The 20,793-nt window shown below is 58.8% G+C and carries 20 protein-coding genes and 1 tRNA gene; 12 read left to right on the top strand and 9 right to left on the bottom strand.

Annotated features, from left to right (window positions below; all coding sequences use genetic code 11):
• Window positions 1–4 precede the first annotated feature (4 nt).
• On the bottom strand, window positions 5–895 hold the full coding sequence (locus ACR0E6_RS04275; protein ID WP_480581148.1) for a YicC/YloC family endoribonuclease: 891 nt from the start codon (window positions 893–895) through the stop codon (window positions 5–7).
• A 298-nt stretch (window positions 896–1,193) separates the two neighbouring features.
• On the opposite strand from ACR0E6_RS04275, the gene ACR0E6_RS04270 reads away from it, so the two are divergent.
• Window positions 1,194–1,814, top strand: a complete 621-nt coding sequence (locus tag ACR0E6_RS04270) for a PAS domain-containing protein (protein WP_480581145.1) — start codon at window positions 1,194–1,196, stop codon at window positions 1,812–1,814.
• Window positions 1,815–1,865: 51 nt separating this feature from the next.
• On the opposite strand, the gene ACR0E6_RS04265 is transcribed toward ACR0E6_RS04270, so the two are convergent.
• Window positions 1,866–3,236 (bottom strand): class II 3-deoxy-7-phosphoheptulonate synthase, encoded by a 1,371-nt coding sequence (locus ACR0E6_RS04265; RefSeq protein WP_170450655.1) that lies wholly within the window; start codon window positions 3,234–3,236, stop codon window positions 1,866–1,868.
• A 168-nt stretch (window positions 3,237–3,404) separates the two neighbouring features.
• Between ACR0E6_RS04265 and ACR0E6_RS04260 the strand changes: the two genes are divergently transcribed.
• Entirely contained in the window at window positions 3,405–4,409 is a 1,005-nt protein-coding gene (locus ACR0E6_RS04260) for a GlxA family transcriptional regulator (RefSeq protein ID WP_170518641.1), read from the top strand.
• On the opposite strand, the gene ACR0E6_RS04255 is transcribed toward ACR0E6_RS04260, so the two are convergent.
• The gene (locus ACR0E6_RS04255; RefSeq protein ID WP_480581142.1) at window positions 4,410–5,504 is read right to left on the bottom strand and encodes a PQQ-dependent sugar dehydrogenase; all 1,095 of its coding nucleotides are present in this window, start codon (window positions 5,502–5,504) and stop codon (window positions 4,410–4,412) included.
• Window positions 5,505–5,665: 161 nt separating this feature from the next.
• On the opposite strand from ACR0E6_RS04255, the gene ACR0E6_RS04250 reads away from it, so the two are divergent.
• The 8 genes from ACR0E6_RS04250 (at window position 5,666) to ACR0E6_RS04215 (ending at window position 12,747) form a co-directional block, all read left to right on the top strand.
• Window positions 5,666–6,847 (top strand): ABC transporter substrate-binding protein, encoded by a 1,182-nt coding sequence (locus ACR0E6_RS04250; RefSeq protein ID WP_170450650.1) that lies wholly within the window; start codon window positions 5,666–5,668, stop codon window positions 6,845–6,847.
• A 126-nt stretch (window positions 6,848–6,973) separates the two neighbouring features.
• The gene (locus ACR0E6_RS04245) at window positions 6,974–7,762 is read left to right on the top strand and encodes an ABC transporter ATP-binding protein (protein WP_480581139.1); all 789 of its coding nucleotides are present in this window, start codon (window positions 6,974–6,976) and stop codon (window positions 7,760–7,762) included.
• Between the two features lie 108 nt (window positions 7,763–7,870).
• On the top strand, window positions 7,871–8,584 hold the full coding sequence (locus ACR0E6_RS04240; protein WP_170518649.1) for an ABC transporter ATP-binding protein: 714 nt from the start codon (window positions 7,871–7,873) through the stop codon (window positions 8,582–8,584).
• A 229-nt stretch (window positions 8,585–8,813) separates the two neighbouring features.
• The gene (locus ACR0E6_RS04235; protein ID WP_480581137.1) at window positions 8,814–9,245 is read left to right on the top strand and encodes a hypothetical protein; all 432 of its coding nucleotides are present in this window, start codon (window positions 8,814–8,816) and stop codon (window positions 9,243–9,245) included.
• A 259-nt stretch (window positions 9,246–9,504) separates the two neighbouring features.
• The gene (locus tag ACR0E6_RS04230) at window positions 9,505–9,858 is read left to right on the top strand and encodes a hypothetical protein (RefSeq protein WP_480581135.1); all 354 of its coding nucleotides are present in this window, start codon (window positions 9,505–9,507) and stop codon (window positions 9,856–9,858) included.
• Between the two features lie 117 nt (window positions 9,859–9,975).
• Window positions 9,976–10,986: a branched-chain amino acid ABC transporter permease gene (locus ACR0E6_RS04225; RefSeq protein ID WP_480581132.1), complete on the top strand. Its 1,011-nt coding sequence runs from the start codon at window positions 9,976–9,978 to the stop codon at window positions 10,984–10,986.
• A complete protein-coding gene (locus ACR0E6_RS04220) occupies window positions 10,983–12,296 on the top strand; it encodes a branched-chain amino acid ABC transporter permease (RefSeq protein WP_170450638.1) in 1,314 nt (437 codons plus the stop codon). Before ACR0E6_RS04225 ends, ACR0E6_RS04220 begins: the two co-directional genes overlap by 4 nt.
• A 196-nt stretch (window positions 12,297–12,492) precedes the next feature.
• Window positions 12,493–12,747 carry a hypothetical protein gene (locus ACR0E6_RS04215; RefSeq protein ID WP_170450636.1) on the top strand — a complete coding sequence of 85 codons (255 nt, stop codon included), beginning with the start codon at window positions 12,493–12,495 and terminating at the stop codon, window positions 12,745–12,747.
• Window position 12,748: 1 nt separating this feature from the next.
• Here the strand turns inward: ACR0E6_RS04215 and ACR0E6_RS04210 are convergent, their stop codons facing one another.
• Window positions 12,749–14,296 (bottom strand): helicase HerA-like domain-containing protein, encoded by a 1,548-nt coding sequence (locus ACR0E6_RS04210; protein ID WP_480581127.1) that lies wholly within the window; start codon window positions 14,294–14,296, stop codon window positions 12,749–12,751.
• A 453-nt stretch (window positions 14,297–14,749) separates the two neighbouring features.
• On the opposite strand from ACR0E6_RS04210, the gene ACR0E6_RS04205 reads away from it, so the two are divergent.
• Window positions 14,750–15,328 (top strand): invasion associated locus B family protein, encoded by a 579-nt coding sequence (locus tag ACR0E6_RS04205; RefSeq protein ID WP_170450634.1) that lies wholly within the window; start codon window positions 14,750–14,752, stop codon window positions 15,326–15,328.
• A gap of 52 nt (window positions 15,329–15,380) precedes the next feature.
• Here ACR0E6_RS04205 and ACR0E6_RS04200 read toward each other — a convergent pair whose 3' ends face one another.
• The 4 genes from ACR0E6_RS04200 to ACR0E6_RS04185 are packed head-to-tail and all read right to left on the bottom strand — an operon-like array spanning window position 15,381 to window position 19,623.
• Window positions 15,381–16,589, bottom strand: a complete 1,209-nt coding sequence (locus tag ACR0E6_RS04200) for a beta-ketoacyl-[acyl-carrier-protein] synthase family protein (protein WP_170450633.1) — start codon at window positions 16,587–16,589, stop codon at window positions 15,381–15,383.
• A 9-nt stretch (window positions 16,590–16,598) separates the two neighbouring features.
• Complete coding sequence (locus ACR0E6_RS04195) at window positions 16,599–16,856, bottom strand: acyl carrier protein (RefSeq protein ID WP_170450632.1); 258 nt, start codon at window positions 16,854–16,856, stop codon at window positions 16,599–16,601.
• Window positions 16,857–16,888: 32 nt separating this feature from the next.
• The gene (gene lpxD / locus ACR0E6_RS04190; protein WP_170450631.1) at window positions 16,889–17,980 is read right to left on the bottom strand and encodes a UDP-3-O-(3-hydroxymyristoyl)glucosamine N-acyltransferase; all 1,092 of its coding nucleotides are present in this window, start codon (window positions 17,978–17,980) and stop codon (window positions 16,889–16,891) included.
• Window positions 17,981–18,015: 35 nt separating this feature from the next.
• Window positions 18,016–19,623 carry a L,D-transpeptidase scaffold domain-containing protein gene (locus tag ACR0E6_RS04185; RefSeq protein ID WP_170450630.1) on the bottom strand — a complete coding sequence of 536 codons (1,608 nt, stop codon included), beginning with the start codon at window positions 19,621–19,623 and terminating at the stop codon, window positions 18,016–18,018.
• Between the two features lie 352 nt (window positions 19,624–19,975).
• Between ACR0E6_RS04185 and mepK the strand changes: the two genes are divergently transcribed.
• Window positions 19,976–20,545 (top strand): peptidoglycan L,D-endopeptidase MepK, encoded by a 570-nt coding sequence (mepK, locus tag ACR0E6_RS04180; RefSeq protein ID WP_170450628.1) that lies wholly within the window; start codon window positions 19,976–19,978, stop codon window positions 20,543–20,545.
• A 121-nt stretch (window positions 20,546–20,666) separates the two neighbouring features.
• Here the strand turns inward: mepK and ACR0E6_RS04175 are convergent.
• Window positions 20,667–20,743, bottom strand: a tRNA-Arg gene (locus ACR0E6_RS04175).
• Between the last annotated feature and the right edge of the window lie 50 nt (window positions 20,744–20,793).

Below are 20,793 nucleotides of genomic sequence, written 5' to 3'. Positions count from 1 at the left end.
ATTTTCATTCAACATTCTGCACCTGTTCGCGCATCTGATCGATCACGGCCTTGAGTTCCAGCCCGACCGACGTCAGTTCCGCGCTTTGCGCCTTGGAGCATAGGGTATTGGTCTCGCGATTGAACTCCTGCATCAGGAAATCCAGTTTCCGCCCCACGGCCCCGTCCTGCGCCAGCAGATCGCGCGCGGCGGCAACATGGGCGGTCAGGCGGTCAATCTCTTCCGTGATGTCGGCCTTGACCGCGATCAGCGCCAGTTCCTGCGCCACACGATCCGGATCAGCCCCCTGTGCATTATCCAAGACCCGCGCAAGGTTGTCGCGCAGGGCGTCTGCCATCTTGTCCTTGCGCTGTTCGGCCAGATCGGCAGCCTGCGCTGTCAGGGCTTCAACCTGATCCAGTTGAGCCCGCAGGATCTGGGCCAGCGCCTCCCCCTCGGTCCGGCGCATGTCGATGAAAGCCGCCAACAGGGACGCAAACTCGGATGTCAGATGCGCAACCAGCGGCGCGGGATCATCGGCTTCGGTGCCTGCCTCCATCATCCCCTTCAGTGCCAGCAAGTCGGTTGCCTTGGATGGGGCCAAGGTGATCCCCTTGGCTTCGGCCAACTCCTGCGTTTGCTGCAAGGCGTCCAGCGCCGCAGCCATTGCGGCTGCGTTCAAGGCCAGATCGGGTTGCGATTCATCACGGCTGAGGCGCATCGACAGGGTCACATTGCCCCGGCTCAGCGATTTGGACAGGGTGGCGCGCAACGCAGCCTCAAGCCCGGTCAGCCAGTCCGGCACGCGGATGCGCATGTCCAGGCCCTTACCATTGACGCTGCGCAGCTCCCAACTCCAGCTATGCGGGCCAAACTCCCCCGTCCCCGAGGCGAACCCGGTCATGGATCTGATCATGACTGCCCTTTCTGTCCCACACGTCTTTTTCTTGTCTGCCGCACCTAATGCCATTGGCCGGTCCAGAGCAAGAGTTTGCTCAACACGCAATTCATCCGCAGAAGTTAACCATTCGTTAAAGAATTCCTCCAAAATTGTATTAACCCGTGTCAATTTGGCCGTAGCACAGGCTGTCGGGCCGCGAATGCCCCCGATGCACTGCATTTTAGGAAAATGGCGATCAATTGACGGTAGGGTGATGGTAATGAAAACCTTTTTCGGGACTGGCTCCGGCTCAGAATTTGGAAAGATCGTCGCAATGGATCGCTTTGACAGTGGACGCTCTCTTTCGCCGATCCGTCAGGCCGAGGCGTATTGGACCGCGTTGCTTTCGGAAGACGGTGTGCCCATGCGGTCGCAGATCGACCCGCGTGGATTGGAAAACGTTCTGCAATACACGTTCATTCTGGAACGTATTGCACCCGGTCTGGCCCGGTTTCGGCTGGCGGGTACGCATCTGAACCAGCTTGCCGGTATGGAAGTGCGCGGCATGCCGTTCACCGCGTTTTTCGAGGCCGATGCCCGGCCCAAGGTCAAATACACGCTGGAACAGGTGTTTTCGGCCCCCGCAACGGCCGAGATGGGGCTTGTGTCCGGCGGAGGGTTCGGTCGCACCCGCCTGCAGGCCCGTTTGATCCTGTTGCCGTTGAAAAGCGATCTGGGCGATGTCAGCCGGATCATGGGCGTCATGCTTTGCGATGGCACCATCGGCCCTACCCCGCGCCGGTTCACGATCTCGGATCAGCGCATCAAGCCGGTCTCCGAGTTGCAGAGCCCGGCGGCACATGCGGCCAGAGAATCCGCAGGCTTTGCCGAAGATCAGGCCGGGTTCAAACCGGCGGCAAGTCATTTGCGTCTGGTTGTGTCCCGCGACGATTAACGAAAAACGGCGAGCCTTTGGCCCGCCGTTTCGCATTCATATCTGCCGTGTTCAGCCTGCGGCGCGTTTCGAGCCGTTCCGGCGCAGGTTGGTCAGTTCTTCTGCCACCAGGAAGGCCAGTTCCAGCGACTGCGACGCATTCAGGCGCGGATCACAGGCGGTATGGTAGCGGTCGGACAGGTCTTCTTCCGTCACGGCCCGCACGCCGCCGGTGCATTCGGTCACATCCAGACCTGTCATCTCGAAATGCACGCCGCCGGGAATGGTGCCTTCGGCCTGATGCACACCGAAGAAGTCGCGCACCTCGCGCAGGACGGAATCGAACGGACGTGTCTTATAGCCTGTGGCCGACTTGATCGTGTTGCCATGCATCGGGTCGCAGACCCAAGTGACCTTGGCCCCTTCTTCCTTCACGGCCTTGACCAGACGCGGCAGATGCTCGCCTGCCTTACCAGCCCCGAAGCGTGCGATCAGGGTCAGGCGACCCTCTTCGTTTTCGGGGTTCAGCTTGGCCATCAGAACCTTGAGGTCTTCGGCAGTTGTTGTCGGGCCACATTTCAAACCGATCGGGTTCTGAACGCCCCGGCAGAATTCCACATGCGCACCGTCAGGCTGACGGGTGCGGTCGCCGATCCAGATCATGTGACCCGAGCCAGCCAGCCAGTTGCCCGAGGTGGAATCCAGACGCGTCAGCGCCTCTTCATATTCCAGCAGCAGACCTTCGTGGCTTGTGTAGAATTCAACGGTCGAGAATTCATGCGTGGTATCCGCCGTGATCCCAGCGGCATCCATGAAGTCGATGGTGTCCTGAATGCGGTCGGCAATCTCGGAGTATTTCTGCACGTCCTGCTCGTCCGTGAACCCAAGGGTCCACGAGTGAACGCGGCTCATATCCGCGAAACCGCCGGTCGAGAAGGCGCGCAACAGGTTCAGCGTCGCCGCCGCCTGCGTGTAGGCCTGAAGCATCTTGGCCGGATTCGGAATCCGCGCCTCAGGGGTGAACGCCAGTTCATTGATGATGTCGCCGCGGTAGCTGGGCAGTTCCACGCCATCCACAACCTCGGTCGGCGCGCTGCGCGGTTTGGCAAACTGGCCCGCCATGCGGCCCACCTTGACCACTGGAACCTTGGCACCATAGGTCAGAACCATCGCCATCTGCAGCATCACCTTGAACGTGTCACGGATCGCATCCGCGCTGAATTGTTCAAAGCTTTCAGCACAATCCCCGCCCTGCAGCAGGAAGGCCTCGCCGCGACCGGCGGCACCCAGATGTTGCTTGAGACGCCGCGCTTCGCCCGCAAAGACCAGCGGGGGATACTGCGAAAGCTGAGCCTCGACTTTGGCCAGCGCGGCCGCGTCGGTATAGTCTGGCATCTGAACCCGGGGCTTGTTGCGCCAGTTCGATTTTTGCCATTCGGTCATAGCTTTGATCTCCGCTGAAGTGTTCAGGTCGCCTCTATACAAAATGCATTGCAGAGTGACCATATCCCATTTGCGCCTCTTGACGCCGGAAACAAGCTTTGAGCATGGTGTCTGGCAAATCACACGCGACGGGGGTTCAGCCGTCGTGGATTCGGGGAAACAACAGCCATGCAAGAGCAACGCCAAGTTGTCACAGTGGACGGCGGGTCGGATAAGCCTGTCAATTTCGTATTCATTTTGCTGGACAAGTTCTCGCTTTTGTCGTTCGCGTCTGCGCTGGACAGCCTGCGCATTGCCAACCGCATGGCCGGGCGCGAGATCTATAGCTGGTCGTTGGTCGGCGAAGGCGGCGAACTGGTGTCGTGTTCCGCCGGAACAACATTCAAGCTCGATTCGGACCTTGAAGAGCTGCATCGCGACGATGTGATCCTGGTGTGCGGCGGGGTGGACGTTCAAGCTTCGACCACCAAGAAGGTTCTGAACTGGTTGCGGCGCGAGGCGCGCAAGGGTCTGAAGATTGGCGGTCTTTGCACCGCCGCCTATACGCTGGCCAAGGCCGGATTGCTGGATGACAAGCGGGCGACAATCCACTGGGAAAACGCCGACAGCTTTTCAGAGGAATTCGACGCGGTCGAATTGACCAAATCCGTGTTCATCGTGGACGGCAACCGCATGACAACGGCGGGCGGTACATCCTCGATCGATCTGATGCTGAAGCTTATTGCGGATGATTACGGCGAGGAACTGGCCAACGCGGTGGCGGATCAGATGATCTATTCCTCGATCCGCACCGATCAGGACACCCAGCGCCTGTCCACCCCGACCCGGATCGGGGTGCGGCACCCAAAGCTGAGCCAGGTCATCCTGATGATGGAGAAAAACACCGAAGAGCCGATTTCGCCCTCGATCCTTGCCAAAGATGTCGGCATGTCGACCCGCCAGCTGGAACGCCTGTTCCGCCGGTATCTGAGCCGGTCTCCCAAGCGGTATTACATGGAGTTGCGCCTTCACAAAGCGCGTAACCTGCTGATGCAGACCGATATGAGTGTTATCAACGTGGCCTTGGCCTGCGGCTTTGCCTCACCCAGTCATTTCTCGAAATGCTACCGGGCGCATTACAATACGACGCCTTATCGCGAGCGCGGCTCGCAGAGCGGGCGGCTGTCGATCTGATTAGCCGGGTGTGAGCCTGTAAACAGCGCCCTGCCCCACAGAGATGAACCAGATCGATCCGTCCGGCCCTTGAATGATGTCGCGTACGCGTTCGGTTTCCGGACCTTTGATCTGTTCAACCTCGCGCAAGGGTGAGCCGGACAGGCGTGCGATGTAGTCGAACTTGAGCGAACCTACGAAAATGTCGCCTTTCCGTTGCGGGAACATGTCACCGGAATAAACCAGCAGGCCCGAGGGCGCGATTGAGGGGTCCCAATACAGCGCCGGTTGCTCCAAACCCGGTTTTGACGTCCCCTCTCCGATTTTCTGACCGGAATAATGGGTACCGTACGAGATCACGGGCCAGCCGTAATTCTTACCGGGTTGCACCAGATTGACCTCATCTCCGCCGCGCGCGCCGTGTTCGGACACCCACAATGTTCCGCGCGCATCCAGACCGGCCCCTTGCGGGTTTCTGTGGCCATAGGACCAGATTTCTGGTCGCACACCGGATTGCCCGACAAACGGATTGTCCGCAGGAACCGAACCATCACGGTTGATCCGAATGACCGACCCCATATGGGTGCTGGTGTCCTGCGCCGAAGGCCGGTCGCCCCGATCTCCGATGGTAATGAACAGGGTCCCGTCCTGCGCCTCGACCACGCGCGAGCCGAAATGGCGACCGCCAGAGCCGCCCGGTTTGGCCTCGAACACGACCCTTACATTGGTCAGCTTGTCCCCACGCTCGGAAAGGCGCGCAACGGCCACTGCGGTGCCCGCGCCGCCGGATTGCGGTTTGGAGAAGGTCAGAAAAATCTCACGGCTGCGGTTGAAGTCGCGGGGAATGGTGATATCCAGCAAACCGCCCTGCCCCGAGGCAGCGACTTTTGGCACGCCCGACACATTCCGGGCCTCGCCGTCAGACACATGGATCAGCGCGCCGTCCCGCTCGGTCACCAGATAGCTGCCGTCGGGCAGAAGACCCAGCGCCCAAGGCGTATCCAGCCCGCCCAGCATCTTTGTGGCCCGAACCGGGCCGTCGGCTGTCTGCAATGTCTGGGCATAAGCCACGCCGCCGGACCAGATCAGAACGAAAAACGCGAAAAGCCGGATCATATGTGACCTCCATCAGTTGGGGTTCAGTCGTCAGGGCAAGCCGATACGTCAAACAGATAGGTGCGCTTTGTCAAAAAGCAGGACCTCTATAAGACTTTTCTTTTCCCGACAGCTTGCCTAGGGTCGTGCCCAGTTAGACTACGACATCAGGGAGTAACCTTATGAAAAAGCTGCTTACAGCAACTGCAGCAACCGCTCTGCTGGCGGGCACCGCCATGGCCGAGGATGTGAAGCTGGGCATTCTGTTCGGTTTCACCGGCCCCATCGAATCTCTGGCACCGGCCATGGGTTCGGGCGCAGAAATGGCGATTGCCGAGGTCAGCGAGTCGGGCAAACTGCTGGACGGCAAGACAGTTGTTGGCACCCGCGCCGATACCGGCTGTATCGACAACGGTCTGGCCACCTCGAACGGTGAGCGCATGATCGCGGATGGCGTTGCCGGTATCATCGGCGGTGACTGCTCGGGCGTGACCGGCGCGATCCTGCAGAACGTGGCGATTCCGAACGGCATGGTCATGATCTCGCCTTCGGCCACGTCGCCCGGCCTGTCGACCATGGAAGACAACGGCCTGTTCTTCCGCACCGCACCGTCGGATGCGCGTGAAGGTCAGGTGATGGCGGACATTCTGAATGACCGAGGCATCAGCTCGATCGCGCTGACCTACACCAACAACGACTACGGCAAGGGCCTGGCGGATGCGATCCAGTCCTCGTTCGAGGCGTCGGGGGGTGAAGTGACCATCGTGGCCGCGCATGAAGACGGCAAAGCCGATTACTCGGCCGAAGTGGGCGCGCTGGCTTCGGCCGGTGGCGACATTCTGGTTGTTGCTGGCTATCTGGATCAGGGTGGTCTGGGCATCATCCAGTCGGCGCTGGACAGCGGCGCGTTTGACACGTTCGGTCTGCCTGGCGGCATGATCGGTGACTCGCTGCCTGCAAATGTCGGTCCCGACCTGAACGGCTCGTTCGGGCAGATCGCCGGTTCGGGTGGTGAAGGCGCCGAGAAGTACTTTGCCATGGCGGAAGCCGCGGGCTTTGACGGCTCGTCGCCGTATTCGCCTGAATCCTATGACGCCGCCGCGCTGTTCATGCTGGCAATGCAGGCCGCAGGATCCACCAACCCGGCGGATTACGGTGCCAAGGTGATGGACGTCGCGAACGCGCCGGGTGAGAAGATCTATCCGGGTGAGCTGGTCAAGGGTCTGGAACTTATCGCCGCGGGTCAGGACATCGATTATGTCGGCGCTTCGGGTGTTGAACTGATCGGCCCCGGCGAAAGCGCGGGCTCGTATCGTGAGATCGAAGTGACCGACGGCGAGAACAAGACCGTCAACTTCCGTTGATCCTGCGCTAAGCGTCATAAAACAAAGCAGCCCGGGCCTTGTGTCCGGGCTGTTTCAATGAAAAAAGGCCGCACCTCGGGTTCGAGGATGGGATAAGAACGCCGAAAACGGCGGCTAGGGGAAAAGATGATCGTCGTCGAGGACGTGCACAAGCATTTCGGCGGATTTCACGCGGTGGATGGGGCATCGCTGGAAATCCAGAAGGGTTCGATCACCGGGCTGATCGGCCCGAACGGTGCTGGAAAAACCACGCTGTTTAACGTGATTGCGGGTGTTCTGCCACCGACGTCTGGCCGCGTGTTCATGGATGGCGAAGACATTACCGGCCTGCCCCCGCATGATCTGTTCCACAAGGGTTTGCTGCGCACGTTCCAGATCGCGCATGAGTTCTCCTCGATGACCTGTCGCGAGAATCTGATGATGGTGCCGGGCGCGCAGGCTGGGGAATCGCTGTGGAACACGTGGTTCGGGCGCAAGCGGATCGCGGATGAAGAGCGCGCGCTGAAGGCCAAGGCGGATGAGGTGTTAGAGTTCCTGACCATCGAACATCTGGCCGCTCACAAGGCCGGTCAGGTGTCGGGTGGGCAGAAGAAACTGCTGGAGCTTGGACGCACCATGATGGTCGACGCCAAGATCGTGTTTCTGGACGAGGTCGGCGCGGGCGTGAACCGCACCCTGCTGATGACCATTGCCGACACAATTCTGCGCCTGAACAAGGAACGCGGCTATACCTTTGTGGTCATCGAGCATGACATGGATTTCATCGGCAAGATTTGCGATCCGGTCATCTGTATGGCCGAAGGCAAGGTACTGGCCGAGGGGACCTTGGACGAGATCAAGGCCAATGAGCATGTGATCGAGGCGTATCTGGGAACCGGGTTGAAGAACAAAGACAAACTGGAGGCAGGCGCGTGAATGGAGTGATCCAGATGTGCGCCTGCGGCGCGCTTGAATTGTTTTATTGGGGGCTCTGCCCCCATGACCCCCGAGATATTTTTGGCCAGATGAAGAAGGATCCTGTGAATGGCTGAGCCGTTTCTGATCGGGGACACCATGACCGGCGGTTATGGCAAGGGGCCGGATATTCTGCATGATTGTACCATCGCCGTGGACAAGGGCGAGATTGCGGTGATCGTTGGCCCGAACGGGGCCGGTAAATCCACCGCGATGAAGGCCGTGTTTGGGATGCTGGACGTGCGCGCCGGTTCTGTTCGGCTGGACGGAGAAGATATCACGTCATTGTCCCCGCAAGACCGGGTGAACAAGGGGATGGGCTTTGTGCCGCAAACCCAGAATATTTTTACCTCGATGACGGTGGAAGAGAACCTTGAGATGGGGGCTTTCATTCGTCGGGATGATATCAGCCAAACGATGGAGCAGGTCTATGACCTGTTCCCGATCCTGCGCGACAAACGCAACCAGGCCGCCGGCGAGCTGTCCGGCGGTCAACGCCAGCAAGTTGCCGTGGGCCGCGCGCTGATGACGCAACCGAAAGTGCTGATGCTGGATGAACCGACCGCCGGTGTCTCGCCCATCGTGATGGATGAGTTGTTCGACCGGATTATCGAGGTATCGCGCACCGGGTTGCCGATCCTGATGGTGGAACAGAACGCCCGTCAGGCGCTGGAGATTGCGGACAAGGGATATGTGCTGGTACAGGGCCGCAATGCCTATTCCGGCACCGGAAAGGAACTGCTGGCAGACCCGGAAGTGCGCAAGAGTTTCCTGGGCGGCTGACGCCGGTATCCTGGGGCGCGGAGGATTGAGTGATTCCGCGCCAAAATAAGGCGGTTTTGCGGCGAAGATGCTCGGCGTAACAGATCGTCTTTCAAAGATGCATTGTAAGCTTATGTTATTACACATCTAATCAGCATCACATCGGTTCGATTTAGCTGCCATTCAATCCAAAGATTGCCCGTTTAAGGATACATTCCGGTCAGAATCTTCTCCTATCGCGTGCGTGCAGATGGTCCAGTTCCACCTGCGCCTGACATCGCGCTGCTCGGATTGGCGTGCGCACAACATCAATGAAGAACGACAGGGAACAACAAAAATGACAAAATGGATGATGGCGACGCTGTTCGCATTGGTGGCGTCGGGAGCCGCAGCAGAGGAGCATGTTTTTTCATGCGTTTCAAATCTGGACGGAACTGAATTCGTCCTCAACAGCGCGTCGGAAGGCAGTGCGGGCACGATTTCGACCATCGACATCGCTGGCGACACTGTGGCCTTTGACGCCCAGGTGTTGAAAGGTGTGGGCAGTGTCACTTTCCTGTCGATGCAGGAAACGCAGGTTCTGACCTATGTCGTGAACTTTTCCGATATGACTTATGATTTGTCGATCAATGGGGAACACTCGGCAAATGACAAAGGGACGTGCACGGAAGGGCAAGTTTGATCTTGGCACGGTTGAGTAAACTTAACCGTTAAATATCAATGTGATATAATGCGTCATTACACGGAATATTCACCGCGACTCAACTGACGGTGAGAACGGATGTAACACCGTTTCCCAGCCGACTTTCTGGCTTAGGTCTATTGATGTGATCCGTGTTTGGATTCGACGCCAAACCTGATCTCATCAGACCTAAGACCAGGCGGTAAGTGGCGTGAAAATCAGCGCCCCGTAGACCGCCCAAAAGTTGGAAATGTGACCGATGAAGAAGATGATCGCCTTGACCCTTTCGCTGATGATCCCCCAGCTGGCCTCGGCCCAGAATGCAGGCCCACTGGACGGCGCGGATTTTGTCGTCAATTGCGTGTCGGACAAAGACGGCAGCTCGGTGACCCTCGCCAGTTCGGGTGGCACCAACAAGGGCTATATCGTAACCGACGCCATCCGGGGCGAAGCGACCATCCTGTCGGGCATCGGGTCGTTGACATTTCTACACCTGATGGAGCGGGACGTGATCACCTTTGTGGTTGATTTCGACAACCTGAGCTATGACCTGACAATCAAGGGTCCGCACGCCACCCAGGACCATGGTGCTTGTGATGATCCGATAAGCTGACGGATCGTACAATTTTCTCACTGGAACTGTAATTTACGACCCAAAAACGGGCGCAAAATATTGTGCCCGGCAGGCAGGGCATGCCATAAGGCTGCACTCGGACAGTGAGAAGAACTGATGGATTTACTGAACGCGCTTGTTGCGCTTGCGAATTTTGTGATCGTTCCTGCGATTGCCTATGGGAGCCAACTTGCGCTGGGGGCGCTGGGCGTCACTCTGATCTACGGCATCCTGCGGTTTTCCAACTTCGCCCATGGCGATACGATGGCCTTTGGCGCGATGATCGCCGTGCTGGTAACCTGGGGCCTGCAGGCTGCCGGTGTCAGCTTTGGGCCTCTGCCGACCGCCCTGCTGGCGCTGCCCTTTGCGATCCTTGGCTGTATCGTTCTGGTTCTGATCACGGATCGGCTGGTCTATCGGTTCTATCGCGAGCAAAAGGCCAAGCCGGTGATCCTTGTGATCGTGTCGATGGGCGTGATGTTCATCATGAACGGGTTGGTGCGCTTTGTAATCGGACCCGACGATCAGAGGTTTTCCGACGGCGCGCGGTTCCTGATTTCCGCACGGGATTTCAAGGCGATGACCGGGCTGAGTGAGGGTCTGGCGATCCGCACATCCCAAGCGATTACCGTTGTCGTGGCGGTCGTTGCGGTGGCGCTGTTGTTCTGGTTTCTGAACAAGACGCGCACGGGCAAGTCGATGCGGGCCTATTCGGATAACGAAGATCTAGCCCTTCTGTCCGGCATCAACCCTGAACGCGTTGTAATGATCACCTGGATCATCGTGGCGGCGCTGGCGACCACCGCCGGGGTGCTTTACGGGCTGGACAAGAGCTTCAAGCCCTTCGTTTATTTTCAGCTTCTTCTGCCGATCTTTGCCTCGGCCATTGTCGGCGGGCTGGGCAACCCGCTGGGCGCAATCGCCGGCGGGTTCATCATCGCGTTTTCCGAGGTGACGATCACTTATGCCTGGAAAAAGGTCCTGACCTATCTCGCACCAGAGACTCTGGCGCCGTCGGGTTTGGTGCAGTTCCTGTCCACCGATTACAAATTCGCCGTCAGCTTTGTGATCCTGCTGATCGTCTTGCTGTTTAAGCCCACGGGCCTGTTCAAAGGGAAAGCGGTATGAGCGAAGCAACCAAAAACACGCTTCTGTTTGCCGTGGTCGGCGGGCTGATCCTGATGACCGGATTCACGCAAAGCTGGAACGCGGCGATTCTGATCCTGAACATGGGGCTGATCTCGGCCATCATGTCGATTGGGGTGAATCTGCAATGGGGCTTTGCGGGCCTGTTCAACGTTGGCGTCATGGGCTTTGTCGCGCTGGGCGGTCTGGCTGTTGTGTTGGTATCTACGCCGCCGACGCCCGGGGCGTGGTCCTCTGGCGGGTATGGTATTGTGCTTGCTTTGCTATTGGGTGCGGCGACCGTTGTTGCGGCCGTGATGGCGGCGCAGAAACTGCCCAAGGGCAATGTGCGCAACCTGTCCATCCTCGGCATCCTTGTGGCTGGTTTTTTCATCTATCGCGCGGTGTTTGACCCCAGCGTTGCGGGGGTCGAGGCCATCGATCCGGCGATTGCGGGAAATCTAGGTGGGCTGAACCTGCCGGTTCTTCTGGCCTGGCCTGCGGGCGGGCTGCTGGCGGCGGGCGCGGCCTGGCTGATTGGCAAAACGGCTTTGGGCCTGCGGTCCGACTATCTGGCCATTGCCACGCTTGGTATCGCCGAGATCATCATTGCGGTCCTCAAGAACGAAGATTGGCTGGCCCGCGGCGTCAAGAACGTCTACGGCCTTCCCCGCCCCGCCCCCGTGGTCGGGTATGAGATCGACCTGCAACAGGATCCCGGTTTTATCGCGCGGGCGGAATGGCTGGGGCTTGACCCGGTGACCGCTTCGACCCTGTCGGTCAAGCTGGGTTATTCACTTCTGTTCCTGATCGTGCTGCTGGTGCTGCTGTGGATGGCGCAAAAGGCGCTGCACAGCCCTTGGGGCCGCATGATGCGCGCGATCCGCGACAACGAAGTGGCCGCCGAGGCGATGGGCAAGGATGTCACCCGCCGTCATTTGCAGGTGTTTGTACTGGGCTCGGCCATTTGCGGGATTGCAGGCGCGATGATGACCACGCTGGACGGGCAGTTGACCCCCAGCGCCTATCAGCCTTTGCGCTTTACCTTCCTTGTCTGGGTCATGGTGATCGTTGGCGGCTCGGGCAACAACTTTGGCGCGGTTCTGGGCGCGTTCCTGATCTGGTTCCTGTGGGTTCAGGTCGAACCGATGGGCCTGTGGATCATGAACCTGATTACATCCGGCCTGCCGGACGGCAGCGCCCTGAAAGCGCACCTGATCGAAAGCGCCGCGCATATGCGCCTGTTTACCATGGGGCTGGTGCTTTTGATTGTTCTCAGATTCAGTCCAAGGGGGCTGATCCCCGAGAAATAGGCTGAAATCTTCTCAAATCACAAAGCCGTGTCGGCGAATACCGGCGCGGCTTCTTGATTCTTAAAGATTTTTTGACTAAACCAACCCACCATTCCCGGCATTGGATACGTCTTCATTTCTGTCGACGCTCACTCACACACCCTCTCGCCGGTCTTATAAGGCCAGTTACCCAGTCTAAAGAGTAGATCTTAGAACCATGAAAAAACCACTCAGCAAAGTTGTCATCCTGTTGCCGCTTGTTGCGGCAGTTGCGGCCTGCGTCCCTTCGCCCGAAGATCTGGAAACCACACCGGTCAAGGTCAACACGCCCGAGGGTGTGGTGACCTGTCAGCTCTATCGCCATGACCGCGTGACCTGGGACCGGGCCATTGATTTCCCGGCGACCAAGATGTCGGTGCGTCAGGCGGATGCCTATTGCCGTCAGGAAGGCCAGCGCCGCCTGAAAGGTTAAGCTAGCGGTTTCGGAACAAACCACCCAGGATGCCGCGCACGATGCGGCGACCGGTGGTGCCTTTCAGTTCCTTGATCACGGCCTCGCTCATCGCGGTGGCAAACGTGTCTTTCTTGCGTGTCACGCGCGAGGAAGACCGCCCCACCCGACTGCCCGAATATCTGCGGGCCGAGGCGAATTCGCGCTCCATCGCCGTCTGCATTTCCACGACCTCTTCGGCCTCGGCGGCTTCGGCTTCCTTGGCGGCGGCCTCGGCGCGGGCCTGAAGGATCTCAAAGGCCGATTTTCGATCGACGGGTGTGTCGTATTTCGCAGCCATTGGTGACGCGGTCATAACCGTCCGGCGTTCAGCGTCGGAAATCGGCCCCAGCTGGGAACCCGGCGGGCGGATCAGTGTACGTTCGACAATGCCCGGCACACCCTTCTTTTGCAGCATTGATGTGACGGCTTCACCCACGCCGACCTCACGTATTGCCTCTTCGGTGTCAAAAGCCGGATTCTCGCGATAGGTTTCTGCGGCAAGGCGCAGGTTCTTCCGGTCGCGCGCGGTAAAGGCCCGCAGGGCGTGCTGCACGCGATTGCCCAACTGTCCCAGAATATCTTCGGGTATATCGGCCGGATTCTGCGTGATGAAATAGACCCCCACACCCTTGGAGCGGATCAAGCGCGCCACCTGTTCCACCTTGTCGATCAGAACCTTCGGCGCGTCTTCGAACAGCAAATGGGCCTCATCGAAGAAGAAGACCAGCTTGGGTTTCTCGGGGTCACCAACCTCGGGCAGTTCTTCGAACAACTCGCTCAGCAGCCATAGCAGGAAAGTTGCATAAAGGCGCGGCGATCCCATCAGTTTGTCCGAGGCGAGGATGTTCACAACACCCTGCCCGGCCTCATCCGTACGCATGAGGTCGGCAAGGTCCAGCGCCGGTTCCCCAAATAGTCGGGTGCCGCCCTGGTTCTCCAACACCAGCAACCGGCGCTGGATCGCACCGATTGAAGAGGTCGAGACATTGCCGTAACGCAATGAAAGCTGCGCCCGGTTCTCACCAATCCAGACCAACAGCGCTTGCAGGTCCTTAAGGTCCAGCAGCGGCATGCCTTCTTCATCTGCCACACGGAAGGCGATGTTCAGTATCCCCTCCTGCGCTTCGCTCAACTCCATCAGGCGGGACAATAGCAATGGCCCCATCTCAGTCACTGTCGTACGAACCGGATGCCCCTGCTCACCAAACAAGTCCCAGAAGGTCACCGGGCAAGCGGCGTAGGCAAAATCGGTGAATCCGATCCGCGTGGCGCGATCCATGAAAGCCTGATGCAGTTTGTGTGTCTCGGTTCCCGGCAATGCCAGCCCGGACAGGTCACCTTTGACGTCCGACAGGAATACCGGAACGCCTGCCTTGGAAAATCCTTCGGCCAGAATTTGCAGAGTCACCGTCTTGCCGGTCCCGGTGGCCCCGGCAATCAACCCATGCCGGTTCGCGTATTTCAGCGTCAGCCCCTGCGGCTGGCCATAGTCCTGACCGCCACCGCCCAGAAAGATATCTTCGCCCATGTTTTCACTGCCTTATGTCTCACCGATCCGGACCCAGCATACAAAGTTAACCTTTGACTGCGATAGTCATTTTGCGCGCTTTGTGGTGCCAGCCGCAAAGGCGCACTTCCTCCCTGTTGACTGGCCGTGCCTTCGGGCACGGCTTTTTTGCCCGTTCACGCGGATTAAACTGAACTGACGAGTATATTAAAAGTTCAGGTTAGCAGTTGACCACTGCGTTCCCCTCTCGTAACGTCTGCCACATAACTAAGTCGGCCAGTCCGACGGGGAGAAACATTTATAGAAGGGAGCTGCTCCACCAGCTCCCTTTTTCTTGTTTTTAAGGGGTGGAAACCCTACCTGAGTGGCAAGAAATTGTTCATTTTCGAACCGACGCATCGCTTAGTGCCTGACACCAGCCGTGAACGGTGCTAGAGGAAGAAAAAAACTCAATCACCAAATATCGAGGCATTCATGATCAAGTCACTCCTTTCGATCAATACGCTCGCTGCTGTCCTTGTTTGCGGCGCTGTCAGTGCACAGGAAACCTCGGAACCCGAGGCCGATAACGGGCTGGACCTGGGCGAGACCGGTCCGCGTGCGGGTGAACAGTTCGTCAAAGAAACTTCCGGCGATTGGGAGGTGTCCTGCATCAAGGCGCAGGAAGGCGAAGACCCATGCGCCATCGTTCAGGTTCTCAACGGCCAGCAAGGCGATCCGATTGCCGAGGTGTCCATTGGCAAACTACCCGAAGGTGGGGCCGCCGTGGCCTGGGCGAATGTGATCGTCCCGCTGGAAACCCTGCTGCAGGCGCAACTGGCGCTGTCCATCGATGGCGCGCCGCGCAAGCTGTATAACTATCACCACTGTGTGCCGGTCGGCTGCGTCGCCCAACTGGGTCTGAGCCAGGGTGACATTGATGCCATGAAGGCGGGCAGCAAGGCGACCTTCTCGCTGGTGCCCGCACGCTTCCCGGATCAGGTTCTGACCATGGACATGTCGCTGTCTGGCTTCACCTCAGGCTTTGACAGCCTGAGCGTCAACGTAAACTAAGCGATGCTTTCGTCGCCGCGGTGGAAACGCTGCGGCGACTTTTGGATCGTCTTCAGACCTTCTTCAAAGCCAGAACAGCATTCAGGCCGCCAAAGGCAAAGGCGTTGCTGAGGGCAACATCCACCTTGGCCTCGCGCGCCTCGTTCGGTACCACATCCAGCGCGCATTCCGGATCGGGTTCCTCGTACCCGATGGTCGGCGCAATAACGCCATCCCGCAGAGCCATGATGCAGGCCAGCAATTCGACAGCACCAGTGCCGCCGATCAGGTGCCCGTGCATGGACTTGGTGGACGAGATCATCAGGTCATCCGCATGCGGCCCGAACACGTCTGCAACTGCGGCGCATTCCGTTTTGTCATTTGCTGCCGTTCCGGTGCCATGCGCGTTGATATAGCTGACATCGCTGGCGTTCAGCTTTGCGTCAGCCAAAGCCCCGGCCATGGCGCGTGATGCGCCCTGCTTGCTGGGCATGACAATATCGGCCGCATCCGAGGACATGGCGAACCCGACGACCTCGGACAGGATTTCTGCACCCCGCGCGCGGGCATGTTCGTATTCCTCGAAGACAAAAATGCCGGCACCTTCGCCCTGAACCATCCCGTTACGGTTAGCGCTGAACGGGCGGCAGGCGTCTTTGGACATGACGCGCAAGCCTTCCCAGGCTTTCACGCCGCCAAAACACAGCATCGATTCCGACCCGCCGGTGACCATCGCAGGCGCAGCACCGCTGCGGACCATCTGGAACGCTTGCGCCATCGCATGGTTCGACGATGCGCAGGCTGTTGAAACGGTAAAGCTGGGTCCTTTGAGGTTATGTTCCATTGACACATGGCTGGCGGCCGCATTGTTCATCAGCTTTGGGACAACAAAGGGGTGCACGCGGTTTTTTCCGTCTTCGTAGACCGACCGGTAATTGTCGTCCCAGGTCGAAACACCGCCGCCTGCCGTGCCCAGCACGACGCCGGACCGGGCCGCCAATTCCCCGTGGAATTCGATCCCCGATTGCTCGATGGCTTCTTTGGCTGCGGTCAGTGTGAACTGCGTGAACCGGTCATACAGAGACATCTGTTGGCGATTAAAGCGCCCTTCGGCCTCGAACCCGCGCACCTGACCGCCGATCTTGATGGCCAGACGATCGACATCGCGAAACTCCAGTTCCGAGATACCGCAGCGCCCTTCACGCATGGCCTCCAGCGTGTCGGGGACAGAGTGACCCAGCGAGTTGATGGTGCCCGCGCCGGTGATAACAACCCGTTTCATTGTTCCGGGTCAGACCTTTTCCGACACAAGCTGTTCGATGCCCGCAATGATCGCGGCCACGTTCGAGATGTCGAAATCGTTCGATTCAGGTTCGTTGGCGTTGAAGGGAACCGAGATGTCGAACTCTTCCTCGATCGCAAAGATGCTTTCGACCAGACCCAGACTGTCGATGCCCAGATCTTCCAGCGTGCTTTCGGGTGTCACATCCGATGGCTCCAGCACGGCCTGCTCTGCAATGATTGCGATGACGCGGTCGCTGATGCTCATATCGATCCCCTGATTATCAATCTGAGGATGATTTAATCGCTCGGGGGCTGTTTGGAAACAGCCTTTTTAAGTGCCTCAACGTCGCGGGCCAGACGCGGCAACCGGCGTTGCGCTTTGTAGATGTCGGTATGGGTTTCCATCTTGATCCCCGGATAGCCCATGATCACCCGACCGGCGGGCACATTGGACAGGATTTTGGTGCCGCCGCCCGAGATTACGCCGTCGCCGATGAAAATGTTGTCCACCACGCCGGTCTGGCCGCCCAACACCACGTTGTTGCCAATATCGACCGAGCCGGACACGCCGGTCTGTCCGCACAGCAGGCAGTCACGCCCCACACGGGTGTTGTGGCCCACATGCACAAGGTTATCCAGTTTCGACCCATCGCCGATCCGGGTGTTGCGAATTGTGCCATTGTCTACGGTACAGTTCGAGCCGACCTCGACATCGTCACCAATTTCAACCGCGCCCAGAGAATGAATGCGCAGCCAGCTTTGCGCCTTCGCCTCACCCTGATCCCCCATGGTTTTGCGCGCGTTTTCTGCGCCAGATACTTCGGGAGTTACAAAGCTGAAACCGTCTCCACCAATCCGCGCGCCCGGTTGGGCGATAAAGCGATCCCCGATCTGAGCGCGCGCGCCGATGCTGACCATTTCGCGCAGCAGCGCCTGTTCGCCAAGAACAGCGTCGATACCAATCGTGCAATGGGCGCCAATTACCGATCCGGCCCCGATCCGCGCCCTGGCCCCGACAACCGCCAAAGGCCCAATCGACACATCTGCGCCAATCTCTGCCGTCGGATCAATCACGGCCGAGGGGTGAATGCCGGGCTCAACCCCCTGCCCGCGATCCAGCATCGATGTTATGCCTGCCATCGCCATGCGCGGACGTTTCACAAAAATCGCCGCGCGCAGGCCCATGGCCTGCCAATCCGCACCTTCCCACAGAACCGCCGCGCGTGCCTCACCACCTGCCAGAGCCTCGGCATATTTCGGTGACATCGCCATGGCCAGATCGGTGGGTCCGGCGTCACCGGGCTCGGCCGCGCGCACAATCGTCAGGCCGGTGTCGCCCTGGCACTCGGCACCAAGGCTGTCGGCGATTTGCTGAATGGTAAACTGCATGGCGGGCTTTCTTTCGGCAGGATTTGCCCCCGTGCTTACCCCTGAACGTCCGGCAGGGCTACCCCTGCCTTTTGCAGCGCGTCCCAAATCTTGGCGTCGCGGTTGTAGACGTCGCGGCGATACTGCACCTCGCCCTTCGGGCCCATATAGGCGGTGCGATAGATCAGATGCACCGGAACCTTCTGGTCCAGTTTCACTGTGGTTTCCTTGCCGGTATTCAGCACTCGGTGAAAAAACGCTTTTGGGTCTTCCTCTTGCTTGGCCAGCAACGCATAGGCGAATTCGAACGGTTGCGCCAATCGGATACAGCCATGCGAGAAGGCCCGCACCTCGCGCGCGAACAGAGATTTCTGAGGCGTATCATGCAGATATATGTTGTACTTGTTGGGGAACATGAACTTCACCAGCCCCAGTGCATTGCTTTTGCTCGGCGGTTGACGCATCGCAAACGGGAAGTTGCGCGCGGTGAATTGGGTGAAGTCCACGGCCCCGCGGTTGACCTGACGGCCACTGCGATCGGTGATCTGGATATGACCCACGGCATTCGGGTTGGATTGCAGCTTGGGCAGATATTCCTTTGTGATGATCGAGCGTGGCACATACCAGCTGGGGTTGATCACCATATGCTCCATCTCGTCCGAAAACTCGGGGCTGCGGCGGTCATGCACGTTTTTGCCGATTACTGCGCGGGTCTCGAACGTGACCTGCCCGTCATCGACGATCTTGGCAGAGAAATCGGCCTGATTCACCAGAATATGGCGGGTCCCACGTTCACGCGGCAACCAACGCTCGCGTTCCAGCGCCACCAGAACCGACTTCAACCGGTCCGATGCCGGGCGGTTCAGTTCCGAAATCGTGCCCTGCCCGGCAACACCGTCCGGCTCCAACCCATGCGCGGTTTGAAAGCTGCGAACAGCCTCAAGCAAAGTGGCATCAAACGAAGGGCTGGCAGTGGGTTTCAGATAGCCCATCGCCACCAAACGGTTGCGCAGCTTGATGACATTTGGCCCTGAATCCCCAAGTTCCAGCTTGGCCACCGGAACACTCGCGCCCCAGCCGCCCTGATCGACCAGAGCCTCCAGTGCGAGTTTCTGCTTCATCAGCGCACGATACTGGCGCGTCTGCGGTGCGAGCTGATCCAGATAGGCCGCACCATGCGTGTTCAGTTGCTGCAGATGTTCCTCGGGGCTGCGCCGTTCCACCTTGCGGACCAGCCCGTCGTCAATGCTGGCCGGGCGCAGGGCACCGGAATACAGATCGTCGGCGTAAGCCAGAAACACCCGCGTCAGTTCAGCCTCGACCGCGCCCAAATCCCGAACAGATCGCGCCTGCCGCATCTGTTCAACCAGCGCGTCTACATCGTAACCTGCTGAGGGCAGACCGTGCATATGGCTGTTGGACAGCGCGTTGATCAACGCGGCGCGCCGGTCGGCATGATCTTGCGAGGCTCCGACCCAGACAGGCGAAAACCCGTTGGTCCGGTAAAACGCCGCAATATCGCTGGATGTCGGAGTGTGCTCGGCCACAGCCATTTGAAACGCGGTGCCCTGAATCGGGTCAGACGTTGTGTTGGCAATGGCTGCTGTGGCCGCAAAACATGCCGCGACAAGGATACTGGTACTGGTCCGCAATACTGAGAACATGGGATGCCCTTGGTTATTCAATAGTTTGCGCTGATGGGGATGCGCCGAACAAATATCATTTTTGCACTCTGCCTTTGTCTATTCACAAATTCCTTACTCGGCCTCTTCTATTTCGGCCTGATGCGCGTTTGCATCGAAGCGGTGCCGAAACGCCTCAATTGCGCAAAAAATGTGCCGGTTGCCCCATCTGCGCAAAAAACTGCCGAAAATTCCCCCTTGAAAAGGTGAGTATCAAACACTTCTTGGCGACCGAATCCGATTGTGCCATAAATTCGCCATCTGGGATGGGAAAATATTAATACAGCGCGCGTAACATCGTGCGCAGGCAGGAACAGTACGGGACGAAACAAAAATGACCAAGAGCAGTACATCGGGCTTGACCCGGCGTGCCCTATTGGGGGCATTCGCAGCCACAGCAGTTGCTGCAGCACCGACTTATTCCAATGCAGCAGGTTTTCTTCGCGGCGGCGGCGACATTCGTCGTATCCGCATGTATTCCGGTCGCACAGGCGAACGGATCGATATGATATATTGGGTTGACGGCAAATACATCAAGGATGCTGTCAAGGAAGTGAACCATTTCATGCGCGACTGGCGGACCGATCAGGTCAAAAGCATGGATTTGCGCACGGTCGACATCATGGCCGCCGCCCACAATCTTCTGGACGTGAACGAGCCTTACATGCTGCTGTCCGGCTATCGTTCGCCGCAGACAAACGCCATGCTGCGTTCCAGATCCCGCCGCGTTGCCCGGAACTCCCTGCACATGCAAGGCCAGGCGGCAGACCTTCGCCTTGGCTCGCGTTCCGTCTCGCAAATGGCCAAAGCGGCGATGTCGTGCCGCGCGGGCGGTGTAGGCCAATACTACCGGTCGAACTTCGTACATATGGATTGCGGCGTGGTCCGCACCTGGCGCGGCTAATCCGCCTCGTTAAAACCAATTGTTCCGAACCCCCACAGATCCTCTGACGGGGGTTTGTTTTGCGCAATGCAATCCGACCGGGCGATCCGACCGGAGTGCGGATCCTAAATCTAATGAAAGATGGCGCACCTGAGAGGATTCGAACCTCTGGCCTCTGCCTTCGGAGGGCAGCGCTCTATCCAGCTGAGCTACAGGTGCCTTGGCCGTTAGCTAACCTTGTTCCGGGTCGGGTGCAACTGGAAATCTGC

This window comes from Ruegeria sp. AP12, assembly GCF_056540025.1.
Note: the sequence above shows the minus strand (reverse complement) of the source record. Positions and strands in the feature narration are given on the sequence as shown.

Excerpts from the sequence above, each read along its gene's own strand:
- ACR0E6_RS04230 (WP_480581135.1), top strand. The coding sequence starts at position 9,505 with ATGAAGAAGATGATCGCCTTGACCCTTTCGCTGATGATCCCCCAGCTG.
- ACR0E6_RS04270 (WP_480581145.1), top strand. The coding sequence starts at position 1,194 with ATGGATCGCTTTGACAGTGGACGCTCTCTTTCGCCGATCCGTCAGGCC.
- ACR0E6_RS04200 (WP_170450633.1), bottom strand. The coding sequence starts at position 16,589 with ATGAAACGGGTTGTTATCACCGGCGCGGGCACCATCAACTCGCTGGGT.
- ACR0E6_RS04185 (WP_170450630.1), bottom strand. The coding sequence starts at position 19,623 with ATGTTCTCAGTATTGCGGACCAGTACCAGTATCCTTGTCGCGGCATGT.
- ACR0E6_RS04240 (WP_170518649.1), top strand. The coding sequence starts at position 7,871 with ATGGCTGAGCCGTTTCTGATCGGGGACACCATGACCGGCGGTTATGGC.
- ACR0E6_RS04210 (WP_480581127.1), bottom strand. The coding sequence starts at position 14,296 with ATGGGCGAAGATATCTTTCTGGGCGGTGGCGGTCAGGACTATGGCCAG.
- ACR0E6_RS04245 (WP_480581139.1), top strand. The coding sequence starts at position 6,974 with ATGATCGTCGTCGAGGACGTGCACAAGCATTTCGGCGGATTTCACGCG.
- ACR0E6_RS04260 (WP_170518641.1), top strand. The coding sequence starts at position 3,405 with ATGCAAGAGCAACGCCAAGTTGTCACAGTGGACGGCGGGTCGGATAAG.
- ACR0E6_RS04220 (WP_170450638.1), top strand. The coding sequence starts at position 10,983 with ATGAGCGAAGCAACCAAAAACACGCTTCTGTTTGCCGTGGTCGGCGGG.
- ACR0E6_RS04255 (WP_480581142.1), bottom strand. The coding sequence starts at position 5,504 with ATGATCCGGCTTTTCGCGTTTTTCGTTCTGATCTGGTCCGGCGGCGTG.
- ACR0E6_RS04250 (WP_170450650.1), top strand. The coding sequence starts at position 5,666 with ATGAAAAAGCTGCTTACAGCAACTGCAGCAACCGCTCTGCTGGCGGGC.
- mepK (WP_170450628.1), top strand. The coding sequence starts at position 19,976 with ATGACCAAGAGCAGTACATCGGGCTTGACCCGGCGTGCCCTATTGGGG.
- ACR0E6_RS04205 (WP_170450634.1), top strand. The coding sequence starts at position 14,750 with ATGATCAAGTCACTCCTTTCGATCAATACGCTCGCTGCTGTCCTTGTT.
- lpxD (WP_170450631.1), bottom strand. The coding sequence starts at position 17,980 with ATGCAGTTTACCATTCAGCAAATCGCCGACAGCCTTGGTGCCGAGTGC.
- ACR0E6_RS04225 (WP_480581132.1), top strand. The coding sequence starts at position 9,976 with ATGGATTTACTGAACGCGCTTGTTGCGCTTGCGAATTTTGTGATCGTT.
- ACR0E6_RS04235 (WP_480581137.1), top strand. The coding sequence starts at position 8,814 with ATGGTCCAGTTCCACCTGCGCCTGACATCGCGCTGCTCGGATTGGCGT.
- ACR0E6_RS04275 (WP_480581148.1), bottom strand. The coding sequence starts at position 895 with ATGATCAGATCCATGACCGGGTTCGCCTCGGGGACGGGGGAGTTTGGC.
- ACR0E6_RS04215 (WP_170450636.1), top strand. The coding sequence starts at position 12,493 with ATGAAAAAACCACTCAGCAAAGTTGTCATCCTGTTGCCGCTTGTTGCG.
- ACR0E6_RS04195 (WP_170450632.1), bottom strand. The coding sequence starts at position 16,856 with ATGAGCATCAGCGACCGCGTCATCGCAATCATTGCAGAGCAGGCCGTG.
- ACR0E6_RS04265 (WP_170450655.1), bottom strand. The coding sequence starts at position 3,236 with ATGACCGAATGGCAAAAATCGAACTGGCGCAACAAGCCCCGGGTTCAG.